Origin of the sequence: Methylobacterium aquaticum, from assembly GCF_001043915.1 — a bacterium.
Classification (GTDB): domain Bacteria; phylum Pseudomonadota; class Alphaproteobacteria; order Rhizobiales; family Beijerinckiaceae; genus Methylobacterium; species Methylobacterium aquaticum.
Map to the genome: position 1 here is coordinate 18578 of NZ_LABX01000011.1, position 15833 is coordinate 34410.

Genomic DNA, 15833 nt, shown 5'->3' on the forward strand with positions numbered 1-15833 from the left:
TCTAGCCTTTCGGCGGATTATCGGCGATGCTCGGGAGAACGCAAAGCCCAAAATGGCATCCGGTGCCCGCCCCATGTCCCCCATCGATGCAACGCGCGATTTCTGGTTTGCATGGGACGGAACCGGCGCGGTCGTCCTCGGACGCAGCACGACGCGTCCGCTCGGCGTGACCGGGCGCTCCCCGGCCTCCCATACGTTCGTGGTGCGCGCGATCCTCGCCGGGGATGTCCTCGGCGCCGTGACCGATTTCTTCTGGGCGCTGCCGCAGCACGGCTCACTGAGGCCGATGCACCTGCCGAGCGATGCGATCGGCCTTGAAGTGTCGCTCCTGAGCGGCGGGCAATTGCGGCCCTTGATCCGCTATCTTCTCGACGACGCCCTGGACGGCGACCAGGCCACCTGCGACGTCGTCTCGCTGCACGCGGCGGCCCGGCAGCCCGCGCCTGACGGTCCCTCCTCATGGCTGCGCACGCGGCAGCAACCCTTCGCCGAAACCCGGCGCGCCTTCGCCCACCGGGACCATGCCAAGGGGCAGGATCTTCTCTGGGCGATCGCAGCGCCCTTTCATCAACTCGACGCGCATCGATCGAGAACGGGAATCCCCGAGCGTCGTGTCGGCCGGCTCATCGTTCTGTACCCGCTCAGCACCGATATCATCAAGGTCCGGGCGCCCCCATATCGGCGGGAAGCCATACGCGGGGACATCGACGCCGAGGTGAGGGAGCGCGAATCCGCGATCGTCCTCGCGGCGTTCGAGCCGCGCAACATCATCTCCCTGGAGATCAACGTTCCATCGAGCGAAGTGTCGTCGAGCGGTGGCGTCTCCGGCCTCGTCGTCTTCCATTGCATGCGCCAGCGCGAGCTGATCACGTATTGGCAGGAAGCGGCGCCGACAAAATTATTCCAATACACCATCGATGACTATGAAGCGTTGCGAAAGGCCAAATTGCCGTTCCCGCGCAGCAAGCAGGAATATTTCGTCAAGGCTTTTACTGGAGCGAGCGACAAGGAAGCCATCGAGATCTCGCTGCGAGCCGCCCCTCGCGGTTCCGGACAGGACCGCCTCTTCCGCGTGGTCTTCTCCTTCGCGACCCTCGGCGATTTCTTGATCGTCTACGATATGGGGGGCGCACAGCGCCTGAGCGAGCAGGATGGCGAAAGGCGCCGCTTCATCGGCTACCGGGTCGGGGCGGAGAAGCTCGAATGGCTCGCGGACATGCCGGAGCCTGGCCTGGACATGATCGATGCGGCCCATGCGCTGGATCCCGGCCATGGGGATTATGGCTCGGGCGGCGACGAGCCGACCCGCAAACTGATCGACCTGATCAATGCCCTGATCGGCACCGAACCGGTCCACCCGGCCGAGCTCAGCGAGAGGCCGCTGCTGCCGCTGGTCGCCCTCAGCTACGACCTCCATGTCCGGCACGACCGTGCGGTCTTGAATCGGTTCGACTTCGACACGTTCCAGCGCAATCCGTGCGTGATGTCGGCGACCATCCTCTCGCCGGTCCTCGGCCAGGATGGCCTCGCTTCGCCTCTGCGGCACAAACAGGCGACCTCGTTCTCGTTGCGACTGGCCGCGCAGCTCGGTGTCTTCCCGCTGATCTCGGCTCCCGACGCGCCGGAGATCGATGTCCGGGTGGCGGACAGTCTGACGCGGAACGATGCGCGCCTGCGCGAGATGTGGGAGAACGCGAGTGCGGTCCGCCTGAAGATCGATTTCGGCCGCAGCTCCATCGGCGATCTCGTCGGGCGGCTGAGAGAATTCCGAAGCTGGATCGAGAATGAATCCATCGTCGACGAGCTCTTGCATGCTCCTGAGGCGGTCCGCCATCGCTTCGAGACGTATATGAATGGCGGCCAGTACCCTCAGCAATCGATCAGCCAGATCGATTTCGACCAGCTTCATGCCTTGATCCAGCCGATTGCCGAACACGTTGCGAATTCCGGCGAAATCGACGACGAGCCATCGGGCAGCGTCTCGATGCCACCGCCCGATCGGCGGACCACGGAGGAACTCAGGGCCGACGTCGCCGCGCTCGTCGAACAGGGTCTGGCGTCGGACGATGTCCCATTGCGCAAGCTCGCGCAGCAGATCAAGAAAAGCGATTACACCCTCCGCAAGCATCTGCGCGCGGCGGAGAAGAAGCTCAAAGACCTGATTGGTTCACCGGCCATCAGCAGTGAGATCCTCGCTCTGATCGGACGTCTCGAAGCATGGGCCAACGTGAGCCCCACGGCGAGCAAGCATGGCGAGCGGCGCGACCGCATCATCGCACTGGCCCGCGCGTTTCGCTCCCAAACCACTCTCACCCCTCCACCACCGACCAGCGATCTCGGGCAGGCGATGGGCGGGATCGTCCGGTCCGTCGAAAACGAAATCTCACGCTTTGCCGGTAACCCGGTCGGCGAGGACGGCGAGGTCCTGTCCCTGCTCCCCGATTATACGCGGCTTCTGTGCTACCATGTCGCCAACCAGGCCATCGTCGATGCCCAGACCATGCGCCCCGGCGTTCCGGCGAGCGCGGTGCGTACCCTGGCGCTCTGGCCGAAGCGCGCTCCCGATTGCTGGGACAAGTACAAGAGCTGGGCTCGGGTCAACGGGCCGGATCTCGTCGAGCGTCTCGAGCGCCCATGGCGTGCCATGCTGTGATCGATCGTCGATCCGGGTCGCCGCGCGCCTCCCGTTGACCCTGCGGGGATCCGGTGCGAAGCCACGCCATAACAATCCCGGGAGCCACGCCGCCATGTCCCTGCCCGACAGCCTCCGCCACGCCCTCGCCCTGCCGGTCATCGCCTCGCCGATGTTCATCGTGTCGGGGCCGGACCTGGTCATCGCTCAATGCGTGAACGGCATCGTCGGCTCGTTCCCGGCCCTCAACGCCCGGCCGAAGGAGGCCCTCGACGAGTGGCTGACCCGGATCACCGGGGCGCTCGCCGCGGCGAAGGCGGCCGATCCCGAGCGGATCGTCGCGCCGTATGCCGTCAACCAGATCGTGCACGCCTCGAACGACCGGCTCGAGCACGACCTGATGGTCTGCGGCAAGCATAAGGTTCCGATCATCATCACGTCGCTGCGCGCCCCCGACGCGGTGGTCTCGGCGGTGCATGGCTGGGGCGGCCTCGTCTTCCACGACGTGACCACCGTGCGCCATGCCGAGAAGGCGCTGGAGGCCGGCGTCGACGGGCTGATCCTGGTCTGTGCCGGAGCCGGGGGGCATGCCGGCACGCTCTCCCCCTTCGCCCTCGTCGGCGAGGTGCGGCGCTTCTATGACGGGCCGCTGATCCTGTCCGGTGCCATCACCACCGGCGACGCGATCCTCGCCACCCAGGCGATGGGGGCCGACCTCGCCTATATGGGCACCCGCTTCATCGCCACCCAGGAAGCCAACGCCGCCCCGGCCTACAAGGAGATGATCATCGGCACGACGGCCGCGGACGTGCTGTACACCCCCTACTTCACCGGCGTGCCGGGCAATTACCTCAAGCCCAGCGTGACCGCCGCCGGCCTCGACCCCAATGCCCTGCCGGAGGTTGACAAGACCAAGATGAATTTCGGCTCGGGCACCACCAAGGCGTGGCGGGACATCTGGGGCGCCGGCCAGGGCGTCGGCACCATCGACGACGCGCCGGCCACCGCCGTGGTGATCGACCGGCTGAAGGCGGAATACGCCGCGGCGCGGGCGCGGCTGGGGTAAGCCGTCTCTGCACACCGCCTCCTCGCGCCGGGCGCTTGCCCGGCCGGCACGGCCCTCGCATCCTGGCGCGCGCATTGTTTCCGATGCGCCGCGCGAGGCATTCAGCGATGACCACCAACCTCTCCGTCAACGGCAACCGGCTCTGGGACACCCTGATGGTGTCGGCCGGCATCGGCACCGGGCCCCGGGGGGGCTTGCGGCGCCTGACCCTGACGGAGCCGGACCGGGTGATGCGCAACCAGCTGAAGAGCTGGGCCGAGGAAGGCGGCTATCCGCTGACCATCGACGGGCTCGGCAACATGGTGCTGCGGCGCGATGGGATCGAGCCCGACCTGCCGCCGGTGGTGATCGGCAGCCATCTCGACACGCAATGGGCCGGCGGGCGCTTCGACGGGGTCCTCGGCGTCCTGGCCGGCCTGGAAGTCCTGCGCACCCTCGACGATCTCGGGATCGCGACGAAGCGCAGCATCGAGGTGGTGAACTGGACCAACGAGGAGGGCGCGCGCTTCTCGCCGCCGATGCTCTGCTCGCTCGCCTGGTCCGGCCAGGCGACGCCGGACTGGGTCGAGAACCGGCGCGACCGTGACGGCGTGCGCTTCGGCGACGCCCTCGACGGCATCGGCTATCGCGGCCGCGAGCCCGTCGGCGGCCGCAGCATCGACGCCTATTTCGAATTGCATATCGAGCAGGGCCCGGCCCTCGATCGGGCGGGGGTGCCGGTCGGCATCGTCACCGGCGGCTATCCGAGCTGCGGCATGCGGATCGCCGTCGAAGGCGCCACCGCCCATACCGGCCCGACCCCGATGGCCGAACGCCACAACGCACTGGTCGGCGCCGCCATGGTGGCGGTGGCGGTCAACGACATCGGCTGGGCCCATGCCGAGACCGACGCCAAGGCCACCGCCGCCCGGCTCGACCTGGTGCCGAACCTCCCCGGGACCCTGTCGGAATATGCCGAACTCTTCATCGACATGCGGGCGCCGACGCTTGAGACCCTGGAGACCATGAAGGCCGCGTTGCGCGCCGCCCTGCCCGACTGCGCCGCCCGCTCGCTGACGCAGATCTCCATCGCCGAGGAATGGGGCTTCGGGGTCTTCTCCTTCGATGACGGGCTGATCGGCACCTTGCGCGAGACCGCGGAGCGGCTCGGGATCCCCACCATGGATCTGCGCTCCCAGGCCGGCCACGACGCCTACCACGTCGCCCGGGTCGCCCCGGCCTGCATGATCTTCACCCCCTGCCGGGACGGCATCACCCACAACGAGGCCGAGGACATCGCCCTCGACCCGACCCTGCCGGGCGTGAACCTCCTGCTCCACGCCGCCCTCGCCCGGGCCAACCGCTGAGGCCCGACCGGGCGGCCGCGCGGCCGCCCGACTCCGCTTGCGCGACTTTGCGCATCAGTGTACTTTGCATTGGAAAGCTGATGCGGGTTCCCCGATGCGCGACCTCGACCGGGCCGACCTCGGCAAGGCTGATCTTGACAAGGTCGATCTTGACAAGGTCCTGGCCGATATCGCGGCGATCCGAAGCCAGGTCGCCGCCGGCACCGCCTTCCAGGGCTACGGCCCGTCTGCCGTCGCCCTCACGGGCGGCCTGGCGCTCGTGACCGCCAGCGTCCAAGCGCTCCTTCTCGACGATGCCACCGCCCGGCCCCTCACCTTCCTGGCCGGCTGGGTCGCGACCGCGCTCGTCTCGGTGGGGGTGATCGGGGCCGAGATGCGGGCGCGCAGCCGCCGGCACCATTCGGGCCTCGCCGATGCGATGATCCTCAACGCCGTCGAGGCGTTCCTGCCGGCCGGCGCCGCCGGGGCGCTGCTGCTCCTGGTCCTGGCGCGCCTCGTCCCGGACTCGCTGTGGCTGCTGCCGGGCCTGTGGCAGATGCTGGTCGGGCTCGGGCTGTTCGCGTCCTTACGCGCCCTGCCGCGACCGGTGGCCTGGGCGGCGGGCTGGTACCTCGTCGCGGGCCTCGGTGCCATCGCGGCCTCGGCCGAGGGGCGCGCGCTCTCGCCCTGGACCATGGGCCTGCCCTTCGCCCTCGGCCAGGGCCTGCTCGCCCTCATCCTCCATCGTGCTCCGGGAGGCGACCATGCCTGAACCGGCGCCGTTCGCCCAAGTCCCCCTCGGCCAAGCCCCTTTCGCCTATGACGGGCTCGACCGGGTGATGCACGAGCGGGCGCGGCTCAGCCTGCTCACCTCCCTCGCCGCGCACCCGAAGCCCCTTGCTTTCGCCGATCTCAAGCAGCTCTGCGGCCTGACCGATGGCAATCTCAGCCGCCACCTCGGGGTGCTGGAGGAGGCCGGCCTCGTCGAGATCCACAAGGGCTACGAGGGACGGCGCCCGCTCACCACCTGCCGCCTCACCCAGGCCGGGCGGGAACGCTTCGTCGCCTATCTCGCCGTGCTGGAACGGGTGGTCCGCGACGCCGCCGAGGCCGCCCGCCAGGGCGAGGGCGAGCCTACGCCCCGCCCCGCCTGACCTTGCCTCCCCTTTTTTACCTGGAGACTTTGCGATGCAAAGCACTTCTGCACAGAAAGCCAAACTTCATGTCGGCCTCATCATGGACGGCAACGGCCGCTGGGCGGAATCCCGCGGCCTGCCCCGGAGCGTCGGGCACGAGGCCGGGGTCGCGACGGTGCGGCGGGTGGCGCGGGCGGCGCCCACTGAGGGCATCGGCACGCTGACGCTCTACGCCTTCTCCTCCGACAACTGGCGCCGCCCGGCGGCCGAGGTGGCCGGGCTGATGGGCCTGCTGCGCCTCTACCTGACCCGCGAGGTCGCGCTGTTGCGCCGCGACGGCATCCGCCTCACGGTGATCGGCCGGCGCGACCGCCTGCCCGAGGGCCTCGCCGACGCCATCGCCGCCGCCGAGGCGGCGACCCGCGCCGGGACCCGCCTGCATCTGCGCATCGCCCTCGACTACTCCGCCCGCGACGCGATCCTCGCCGCCGCCCGCCTCGCCGCCGCCGACGCCACCCGCGAGGAGTTCGGCCGCCTCGTCACCGGCGACGGCGCCCCGGAGGTCGATCTCGTGATCCGCACCAGCGGCGAGCAACGCCTCTCCGACTTCCTGCTCTGGGAGAGCGCCTATGCCGAATTGCACTTCACGCCCTGCCCCTGGCCGGATTTCGGCGAGGCGGAACTGGCCGCTGCAATGACGGCGTTTCGCGCGCGGCAGCGCCGGTTCGGCGGGCTGCCGGCGGCGGCGTGAGGGGGGCGGGCGCGGGGGATACCGGTTCGTCGTAGAAGATGTGGCAAAATTAGACAGCTAGAGAAGCTTCGCGATGGCAACGCAATCGTGAAGCACTCTAGAACGCCCGGCCGCACGGTTCACTCAGGATGGTTCACATGCTTCCGGTTCAGTTTGGATGGTTTGGCTGCAATTTCGGAATCGCTCCGAGTGCGGTCCACTGGAGGCATGCGGATGATGACCGACACCGCCGGTTCGCTATGGGTGCGCTTTTGACAAATCAGTCCTGCTAGAGCGCTTCACGATTGCGTTGCCATCGCGAAGCTTCTCTCGCTCTTTGATTTTGCCGCATTTTCTATGACGAACCGGTATCCACTTCGTCGGAAAATGCTTTAGCCGCTTCCGACCCGAGGCAGCCGGGAGGGTGGTAGCGGGAGGGGTCCCGAAAGCGGTCATGCTTCCGGCAGGGTTGGCGGGACCTGTCAGAACGAAGAGATAGGCGCTGCGGCTCAGACGGTTTCTCACATCACCTGAGGCCCGCCTTGAAGGCCGAAGAGAAGGCGTCGGACGAAACCCGTTCGGCCAGGTTCCGGAGCAACTTGGCGTCGTCGGGACCGAGAAGTGTCTCAACCCGTCGGTTGGCCTCCGACCAGAGCTTGATGCCCTCGTCGAGACGCTCGCGTCCGAGCGCCGTCAGAACGGCGTGCTTGGCGCGCTTGTCCTTGAGATCGGGAACGAGGTCCACGAGCCCGTCCCGCTGCAAGGGCCGTAACGCGTAGGTAAGCGCCGAGACCCCGACGCCGACATGCGCGGCCACGGTTTGAAGGGTCGGCCCCTCGTCGCCGGTCAGGCGCGCGATCTGGAACATCAGCACGAGCTGGGTCGACTTCAGGCCCGTTGGTGCGAAAGCCTCGTCGTAGAGCTGGCCGAGGTGCCGCGTGGCACGCCGCAGGATGTCATTTGTGCAAGGCGGCCAGGAGGGAAGGATCGCCTCCACGGGGCATGCCTCGCCCGCCCCGTCGTCGTTCGTCGTCGTGCTCATTGCCACAAAATAGTTGAGTGCCGGACCATTGCAATCCCGATTTCGCAGGCTTATGTGATTGAGTGCCAAAACGTTGAGCACTCAAGTGTGCGTGTCTATCGGAGCGACGACGATGAAAGCTGTTCGGTTTCATGCGACCGGCGGGCCTGACGCCCTTGTGTACGAGGACGTGCCCGATGCCGTCGCCGGTCCCGGCGAGATCCTCGTTAAGGTCGAGGCGGTCGGCCTGAACTTCGCCGATGTGATGCGTCGGCGCGGCGACGACTATCCCGAGCCGTCGCCCACGCCCTTCACTCTCGGCGCCGAGGTTGCCGGCACAGTCGCGGCCGTCGGCGAGGGCGTCACAGGCTTCGAGGTCGGCACGAAGGTGTTCGCGACGCCGGGCCAGGGTGGCTACGCCCAGTACGTCAGCGTGCCAGCCACCATCGTCATTCCGCTGCCCGAGGGCTTGTCGCCGGTCCAGGCCACCGCGCTCGTCGCGCACGGCCTGACCGCCGCCTTCGCGCTGCGCAAGGCGGCCCGCCTGGCGGAGGGCGAGAGCGTTCTGGTCGAGGGCGCGGCCGGTGGCCTGGGTGCCTTCACGATCCAGCTGGCCAAGCTCTACGGCGCCGGCAAAGTGATTGCCGCTGCCAGCACACAGGAGAAGCGGACCTTCGCCGAGACGCTCGGAGCCGATGCCTCGGTCGACTACACGGCCGCCGATTGGGCTGAGCGCGTGCGCGCCGTCACCGGCGGCCGCGGCGCCGATATCGTCATGGAGACGGCGGGCGGCCGGACCACGGGGCAAGCCCTCGACGCAATGGCCCCGTTCGGCCGCATGGTCTTCATCGGCCAGGCCAGCGGCGAAGAGGCGGCCATCCCTGCTTCCCGGCTGATGGTCCCGAACCACACGGTGACGGGCTTCTACATCGGCGCCTACCTCGCCGATCCGGCCTTGGTGATGGCAACGCTCACCGAGATCATCGGCTTCGTCCTCTCGGACAAGCTGACCCTGCATGTCGGCACCGTCCTGCCGCTGTCGCAGGCCGCGGAGGCGCATCGGCTGCTGGAGGGCCGCCGGACCACCGGCAAGGTCGTCCTCGAACCCTGGTCCTGAGGGACCGCCTCTTCCCGGGCAGGACCGAGCCGTGCCGACGGCCCCCCCGCGGCCGCCGCAGGCCATCCTCCGAACAACGACGTCACGACAGGAGACCCGCCATGAAGGCGTTCGTCATCGACAGCTACAAGAGCAAGGAGGGCATGGTCCTGCGCGACGTGGCCACGCCGAAGGTCGGCGATGGCGACGTCCTCGTGGAGATCCACGCCACGAGCGCCAACCTGCTCGACGCGAAGATCCGCGACGGGGTGTTCAAGCCGGCCCTCAAGTACAAGCTGCCGCTCATCCTCGGCAACGACCTCGCCGGGGTCGTGAAGGCGGTGGGTTCCCGGGTCACCCGGTTCAAGGTCGGCGACGAGGTCTACGCCCGCCCCGACAAGGACCGGATTGGCACCTTCGCCGAATACATTGCCGTGGCCGAGGCCGACCTCGCCCTCAAGCCGAAGTCGCTCACCATGGAGGAAGCCGCATCGGTCCCGCTCGTCGCGTTGACCGCGTGGCAGGTCCTGGTGGAGCGCGCGCACCTCAAGGCCGGGCAGACGGCCTTCATCCAGGCGGGGTCCGGCGGCGTCGGCACCATCGCGATCCAGCTCGCCAAGCACCTCGGCGCCAAGGTCGTCACCACGACCGGGACGTCCAACGTCGGCTGGGTGAAGGACCTCGGGGCGGACCGGGTGATTGACTACAGGACGGAGCGGTTCGAGACCCTCGTGTCCGGCGTCGATGTCTTCCTGGACACCCAGGAGGGCAAGGAGGCCGACAAGGCGCTCTCGGTGATCAAGCCCGGCGGCAAGCTGATCGGCATCTCCGGCCCGCTCGACGCCCGCTTCGCCGAGGACAACGACCTCGGCCTGCTGATGAAGGTCGTCGGCTTCCTGATGAGCTTCAACCTGCGCCGCAAGGCGAAGAGGAAGGGCGTGACCTACGACTTCGTGTTCATGCGGGCCCAGGGCGAGCAACTGGGCAGGATCACCGACCTGATCGACGCCGGCGCGATCCGTCCCGTGGTCGACCGGGTCTTCCCGTTCGAACAGACCCCCGAGGCCCTGGCCCACGTCGAGGGCGGCCGAGCCAAGGGCAAGGTCGTGATCAAGGTGAAGTAGCGCGCGGACGACTGCTCGAACAACCGCACAGCAGGAGCGACACCCCATGTCGAACAAAGCATCCGTCCTCGTCACCGGCGCCTCGTGCGGAATCGGGGCCACCTACGCCGACCGGCTCGCCGGGCGCGGGCACGACCTCGTCCTCGTCGCCCGCGATAAGGCACGGATGGACGAACTCGCCGACCGGCTGCGTCGGGACAACGGCGTCGCGGTGGATGTTGTCCAGACCGACCTGACGGCACCGGACCAGCTTCGGATCGTCGAGGCGCGCCTGCGCGAGGACGATCGCATTGGAGCATTTTCCGACGAAGTGGATACCGGTTCGTCGTAGAAAATGCGGCAAAATCAAACAGCGAGAGAAGTTTCGCGATGGCAACGCAATCGTGAAGCTTATCTAGCATCTTCGTCAACAACGCCGGGGCGAATTTCGATGGCGGCTTCGCCGATCAGGCGACCGACGACATCGAGCGCCTCGTCACCGGCGACAGCGCCCCGGAGGTCGATCTCGTGATCCGCACCAGCGGCGAGCAGCGCCTCTCCGACTTCCTGCTCTGGGAGAGCGCCTATGCCGAATTGCACGTCACGCCCTGCCCCTGGCCGGATTTCGGCGAGGCGGAACTGGCGGCGGCGATGACGGCGTTTCGCGCGCGGCAGCGCCGGTTCGGCCGGCTGCCGGCGGAGGCGTGAGGCGGGCGGACAGTGGTTGTTCTGCACCCGCTGCGGGCGGTTCGCTGAAGTGGGGATGGAACCAGGAGCAGCGGCTTGGTGCGAAACTCATGAGTTTCGCACCGCCTCCTGGCCGGTGAGGTGTCGGGCCTGCGCCTCTCCCCTGACGCGATGGCGCGCAAACCGGACCTCAAGAGCGCCGCGTCAAAGCGGCGAGGCAGGCGTAACCCAATGCGCCTGTCAGCAGGGTGCAGGCCAGCACGTCCCATAAACCATCGCGAACGAGCGCTGTGATCAGTCCGATGCCGATCAGAACACCCAGGATGGCAGGTGCTGTCCACACCGAGGACCGACCTGCACGGGCTGAGGCAAGCTTCGTCATTCTGCCACACCTAGGAACGCCTGTGCGGCGCCCGCTTCGGTTTCGTCGTTCGAGCGCATTCCACTTTTCCGCCGCCGTACCGCCCACAAATACAAGCCGCCCCCGAGAAGGGCGATCGTGGCCATGTCGAACAGGGCCCAGATGATCTTGAGTGGCAGGCCGCCATAATCGCCGAAATGGAGAGGTTGCGCGACGAACACCGTCTGAACGTACCACGGCATGGCACGCAGATCTGTCAGCGCTCCCGTCGCCGCGTCGATGAGCGCCGGTTTGAGCAGGCGCGCGGTCAGCGGTGTGTCGCCCGCCAAAAACACGGCGTAGTGGTTCGTGCTTGTGAACATCGTGCCCGGATAGGCGATGATCCGCGGCGTCATCGCGGGGGCTGCGGCCTTCGCGGTGGCGACGGCCGCCTCCAGAGACGAGAGAGCGTCTGGACGCGGTGAGTTCCTGTAAGGCGCTGTCATCTCGGCGAGCTGACCGGCCTGCCAGCTTTTGAGGATGAGATCGTCCAGGGCGTTGATGAAGCCTGTCGTTCCGACCACGAGCGTCCAAGTCAGCGCCGTGATGCCGATCAGATTGTGCCAATCGAGCCATCGAATGCGGCGTGCGCGCGAGCGGCGCACGGTGCCGAAGTCCAACTTTTTCATGAATGGCCCGTAGAGCACGGCGCCGGAGACGAGCGCGGCCACGAACAGCACGCCCATGGCACCCAGGAACAGCTTGCCCGGAAGGCCAAGGAACATGTCAACGTGCATCTTCAATAGAAAATGGATCGGCCCCTCGTTCGATTTGAGTTCTTTCAGCACGGCGCCTGTGCGTCGGTCGATCACGATATGGCTGTTGGTGTCAGGGTTGGCCTCGGCGGTCTTGTTCATGCTCAGAACTGCGATATTCGGCTCGTCGCGGTCGAAGCCGACGAATTGGATGACCTCGCCGGGACGATGGGCGAGCGCCGCCTCGACGACGCGGTCGAGGGATACGTGCGGTGTGCCCGGCGGCAATGGGGGCGGCTCGACCTCGTAGCCGAGTGCGTGGTTCAACTCGTGATGGAAGATCAGCGGCAGGCCCGTCAGGCACAACATCAACAGAAAGGTCGTGCAGATCAGGCTCGTCCACGTATGGATGGACGACCAGAATCTGATCATGCGCGGGCGTGACGCCTCTGGGCTGGTCACGGTCAACGTTCGATTCGTCATCCCTAGAAGTCCATCTGAGCCGAGACGAGATAGGTCCGTGGATTGCCGAACGTGAGAAGCCCTTCGGCGGCTGCGGCCCAGTAGTTCGTCCCGGCGACGTTCTCCACGGTGGCGCGCAGCGTCACCGGCTTGCCCCAGGGGCCGAGGACCGTGTAGCGCAGGCCGAGATCGACCCGGGTCCAGTCTGGAATGCGTTGCAGGTTGCCCTGATCGTAGAATTGCGACGATGTGTGGATCAGGCGCCCGGTCAGCGTCAGGCCCTGTGCGAACCATGGCGGCAGATCGTACTCGCCGTAGAGGTTGGCCGTGGTCACCGGGACGCCCGGTGCGACCTTCCCGTCGAACGCCCCGCCTTCGGTGCGAACCAGGCGCCCATCCGTGAAGGCCACGCCACCAATCAGGCGTAGTCCAGGCACGACTTCACCGAACAGGCTCAGTTCGATCCCCCGGTTCCGCTGCAGGCCGTTGAGTGCGAAGTTTCGCGTCGTCGGGTCTTGGAAAGCGTTGGGCTTGTTGATCTCGAACAGGGCGGCGCTCACACCGACCGTGCCGAAATCGTACTTCACCCCCACTTCCTTCTGGTCGGCGATGGTCGGGGGCAGCGCTTGGTTCGCATTGCTCGCCGTGGACGGTGCTGCGCCGGTCGAGAGCAGGCCCTCGATGTAGTTGCCGTAGACGGAGAGCCGCTCCAGCGGCTTGACGACGAGGCCGATCGCAGGCGTCCATGCCGCCTTGTCGTAGCGCGATGTCGCGTCGCCGAAGGTCGGGCTCCCGGGCGTGAAGTCGTAGCCCTTGGTTCCGATCTGCTGGAACCGGCCGCCGACCGTGAGCAGCACGCGCTCGTCGAGGGACGCCAGGGTGTCGGTCAGGGCAACGCTGCGATTGATGATGAGCGAGCCCCGGGCATTGCCGATGGCGATGTCCCGGTAGGGCGGCTGTGGCATCGGCAACGGATCGTCGAGGGTCGACGTGCCACCGGGCAGGAACTGAATGGCCTTGGGATAATCGGTCGTGGTCCAGTAGCCCGCGGCGGAGAGCGTCGCGCGATGGGCGATCGGCCCCGTCGCGAACCGTGTCCTTATGCCGGTCTCGGCGGTGGAGGCGGTGCTGATATAGTTCTGCCGCACGAACAGCGCATCGACATCCCCGGCCGACGTGGTGAGAGTCGGGAAGTTGGCCAGCGCGCTTTCCCGGGTCGTGCGTGTGCCGAAAGCGGCGTAGACCGTGGTGTCCGCGGTGAGGTCGTACTCCGCCCGGACGGCGCCGAACCGGGTCTGCGTCCGCTGGAACTCGTAGGGTTGGTTCTGGTTCAGGGTCAGGTCGGGCGCCCTGGGGATCTCGATGCCTGGCGCAACGCCCAGGAACGAGCGGCTCTGTCGAGAGTCGTTGCTCTGGTAGCCGAGATCCGCCGTGATGCGGACCCGCTCGCCGCGGTAATCGGCGCCGATTGAGCCGAACCCGAACTCCAGACGCTCGCGGTCGATGGCCGATTCGCCCCTGCGGTACACGCCGTTGACGCGCATGCCCCATTCTTTCGCCTCTCCGAACCGTCGTCCCACATCCACGGCCGTCCCGAATTGGCTCCGGGAGACGAAGAACGGCGTGATCCGGGTCAGCGGCTCGTCGTCGGCGCGCTTGGGGATCAGGTTGATGCTGCCGCCGATGCCGCCCTGCGGAGAGATGCCGTTGACAAGGGCGCTCGCCCCCTTCAGCACCTCGACGCGCTCGACGTTGTAGAGGGACGGTCGACGGCGATCGACGAGCCCGTAGAGCCCGTCGAAGGCAACATCGCTGGCATAGACCGGGAAGCCGCGGATGTAGAACTGATCGCCTGCCGCGCTGGTGGCCGATGAGATCGCGCGGACTGAAGGATCGTTGGTCACGACATCGATCAGACTCTGGGATTGCTGATCGCGGATCAGGGCGTCGGTGTAGCCCGTGGTGCTGAAGGGCGTGTTGAAGACGGTTCCGTTGCCGAGAACGCCGACCCGTGTGCCGCTCCCCACCAGCCCGCCGGCATAGGGCGGCGGCGGCGGGCCGATGATTCGGGTCGGCGCGCGGTCGGTCGCGGCACCTTCGATCTCAATCTGTTCGAGCGCGATGCTTTCCTGTGCGCTGGCCGCATCGCTGACGACCCCCGCCAAGAGCGTCCCGAGCAAAGCGACCCGCACGGCCCTGTGCCAGTGCACCCCCGAATCTTCCTGCATCGATGCCTCACGCCTCACTCCGGCAACGTCAGGCTGCCGGCTTGGCCAATCTCCCTAGACAAGGCCGCAAGCGGCGCGGTATCGAATTCATGCGAAGAATACGCCTGACGTGCTGGGAGCTGGAGGATGTGGGGCGAAATCGAGCAATCGTTGCTGAAATACACAATCGAATTCGATTGATTATAAACTTCTGAATCGCCCTGGCGTGTTGGCCGTTGGCGCATGCAACTTGAGATTATGAGACGTCACGTTGGCGACTGAGGCAACGACGGATCCATGAACGCCGAACGAACCTGCTCTGTCATCGTTGCAACGGACGAGATCCTCCGTGCGGACCGGGATCGAGACACGATCATGCGCCAGTCCGATTACGACGCCTTCAAGGGCGAGTATGAGAGCACCGACATGCTCTGGGTTTACCTGTGCGTGAGTGGCGGGGGGCGTCTTCTTCGCAAGAGCCGTAGCCAGATGCTCGACGGGCTCTTCCTGCCCGGTCGCGTGGGCCTGGGGGCGCCCTACGGTGGTGGCGAAGGTTTCGGGCCGGCGATGCGGCTCATCGCCCTGGGACTGACTCAACGACGCCTGGAGCGGCTCGTCACGGAGCTTCCGACGGGCAGCCTGGATATGACGGGTCTCGCTTCGACCTATCACGACGATGCGCTGTTGACCGCGACCATCACCGCGATGTGGGAGCAGTGTGGTCTCCACGGCTTCGCGACGACCTTCTTCGATCACGCCCTGGCCATCGTGGTTCACCGGCTCGGTCAGCCATCGACGCTTCCCGCGCGCACCAGGCCCCGTGGGCTCTCGAAGCGGCAGATTGCGGACGTGATCGCCTTCATCGAGGCCGACCTGAGTGCGGATCTGCGCGTGGCGGATCTCGCCCGCGTCGCCGGGTTGAGCCCGTATCATTTCAGTCGGTGCTTTCAGATGACGACAGGCTTGCCTCCCTATGCCTTCATCACTCGCCGTCGTCTCGACCGTGCGGCGGAGCTGCTGCTGGACTCGCGCATGTCGGTCGCATCGATCGCGAGCCTCGTCGGGTATTCCGATCCGAGCCAGTTCGCGGCGGCATTCAAGCGCTACAAGTCTGTTTCGCCCTTGTCGTGGCGGCGCGCGCAATAAAGCTCAAATTTTTCCAAATATTATTTTGTAAGTTAATATTTCTGATCGATTTACCGCGTCTCGCAAACCCGATGGATCGGCTATTCCTAAGCCAAATCTGATATCAACGGTCGTTTTCAACGACCGT

General features: G+C 66.7%; 14 protein-coding genes and 1 pseudogene. 11 read left to right on the forward strand and 4 right to left on the reverse strand.

Annotated features, from left to right (window positions below):
- Window positions 1–73 precede the first annotated feature (73 nt).
- From VP06_RS01425 to VP06_RS01450, 6 genes are all read left to right on the forward strand, one after another.
- A complete protein-coding gene (locus tag VP06_RS01425; RefSeq protein ID WP_156295402.1) occupies window positions 74–2653 on the forward strand; it encodes a hypothetical protein in 2580 nt (859 codons plus the stop codon).
- A 94-nt stretch (window positions 2654–2747) separates the two neighbouring features.
- A complete protein-coding gene (locus VP06_RS01430) occupies window positions 2748–3698 on the forward strand; it encodes an NAD(P)H-dependent flavin oxidoreductase (protein WP_048462049.1) in 951 nt (316 codons plus the stop codon).
- A 107-nt stretch (window positions 3699–3805) separates the two neighbouring features.
- On the forward strand, window positions 3806–5044 hold the full coding sequence (locus VP06_RS01435) for a Zn-dependent hydrolase (protein ID WP_048462050.1): 1239 nt from the start codon (window positions 3806–3808) through the stop codon (window positions 5042–5044).
- A gap of 94 nt (window positions 5045–5138) precedes the next feature.
- Window positions 5139–5795: a hypothetical protein gene (locus VP06_RS01440; RefSeq protein WP_048462051.1), complete on the forward strand. Its 657-nt coding sequence runs from the start codon at window positions 5139–5141 to the stop codon at window positions 5793–5795.
- Entirely contained in the window at window positions 5788–6177 is a 390-nt protein-coding gene (locus VP06_RS01445; RefSeq protein ID WP_048462052.1) for a winged helix-turn-helix domain-containing protein, read from the forward strand. Before VP06_RS01440 ends, VP06_RS01445 begins: the two co-directional genes overlap by 8 nt.
- 34 nt (window positions 6178–6211) lie before the next feature.
- The gene (locus VP06_RS01450; protein WP_048462053.1) at window positions 6212–6910 is read left to right on the forward strand and encodes a di-trans,poly-cis-decaprenylcistransferase; all 699 of its coding nucleotides are present in this window, start codon (window positions 6212–6214) and stop codon (window positions 6908–6910) included.
- A gap of 505 nt (window positions 6911–7415) precedes the next feature.
- Here the strand turns inward: VP06_RS01450 and VP06_RS01455 are convergent.
- The gene (locus VP06_RS01455; protein WP_048462058.1) at window positions 7416–7886 is read right to left on the reverse strand and encodes a MarR family winged helix-turn-helix transcriptional regulator; all 471 of its coding nucleotides are present in this window, start codon (window positions 7884–7886) and stop codon (window positions 7416–7418) included.
- Window positions 7887–8043: 157 nt separating this feature from the next.
- Between VP06_RS01455 and VP06_RS01460 the strand changes: the two genes are divergently transcribed.
- The 4 genes and pseudogenes from VP06_RS01460 to VP06_RS38695 all read left to right on the forward strand — a co-directional run.
- Window positions 8044–9027 (forward strand): quinone oxidoreductase family protein, encoded by a 984-nt coding sequence (locus VP06_RS01460; RefSeq protein ID WP_048462054.1) that lies wholly within the window; start codon window positions 8044–8046, stop codon window positions 9025–9027.
- A 101-nt stretch (window positions 9028–9128) separates the two neighbouring features.
- Window positions 9129–10130, forward strand: coding sequence for an NADP-dependent oxidoreductase (locus tag VP06_RS01465; protein WP_048462055.1), 1002 nt, complete (start codon window positions 9129–9131; stop codon window positions 10128–10130).
- A gap of 46 nt (window positions 10131–10176) precedes the next feature.
- Window positions 10177–10461, forward strand: a complete 285-nt coding sequence (locus VP06_RS38690; protein ID WP_082167091.1) for an SDR family NAD(P)-dependent oxidoreductase — start codon at window positions 10177–10179, stop codon at window positions 10459–10461.
- Between the two features lie 137 nt (window positions 10462–10598).
- A pseudogene (locus VP06_RS38695) lies at window positions 10599–10817 on the forward strand (undecaprenyl diphosphate synthase family protein); the annotation flags it as partial.
- Between the two features lie 169 nt (window positions 10818–10986).
- Here the strand turns inward: VP06_RS38695 and VP06_RS35825 are convergent.
- Genes VP06_RS35825 through VP06_RS01485 form a run of 3 tightly spaced genes read right to left on the reverse strand, consistent with a single transcriptional unit; the run spans window position 10987 to window position 14581 of the window.
- Entirely contained in the window at window positions 10987–11178 is a 192-nt protein-coding gene (locus VP06_RS35825) for a hypothetical protein (protein WP_156295403.1), read from the reverse strand.
- A complete protein-coding gene (locus tag VP06_RS01480; RefSeq protein WP_342586798.1) occupies window positions 11175–12353 on the reverse strand; it encodes a PepSY-associated TM helix domain-containing protein in 1179 nt (392 codons plus the stop codon). The genes VP06_RS35825 and VP06_RS01480 overlap by 4 nt, the downstream gene beginning before the upstream one ends.
- A 23-nt stretch (window positions 12354–12376) precedes the next feature.
- Window positions 12377–14581 carry a TonB-dependent receptor gene (locus VP06_RS01485; RefSeq protein WP_053081483.1) on the reverse strand — a complete coding sequence of 735 codons (2205 nt, stop codon included), beginning with the start codon at window positions 14579–14581 and terminating at the stop codon, window positions 12377–12379.
- 276 nt (window positions 14582–14857) lie between these two features.
- On the opposite strand from VP06_RS01485, the gene VP06_RS01490 reads away from it, so the two are divergent.
- Window positions 14858–15706, forward strand: a complete 849-nt coding sequence (locus tag VP06_RS01490; protein ID WP_048462057.1) for a helix-turn-helix domain-containing protein — start codon at window positions 14858–14860, stop codon at window positions 15704–15706.
- Window positions 15707–15833 lie beyond the last annotated feature (127 nt).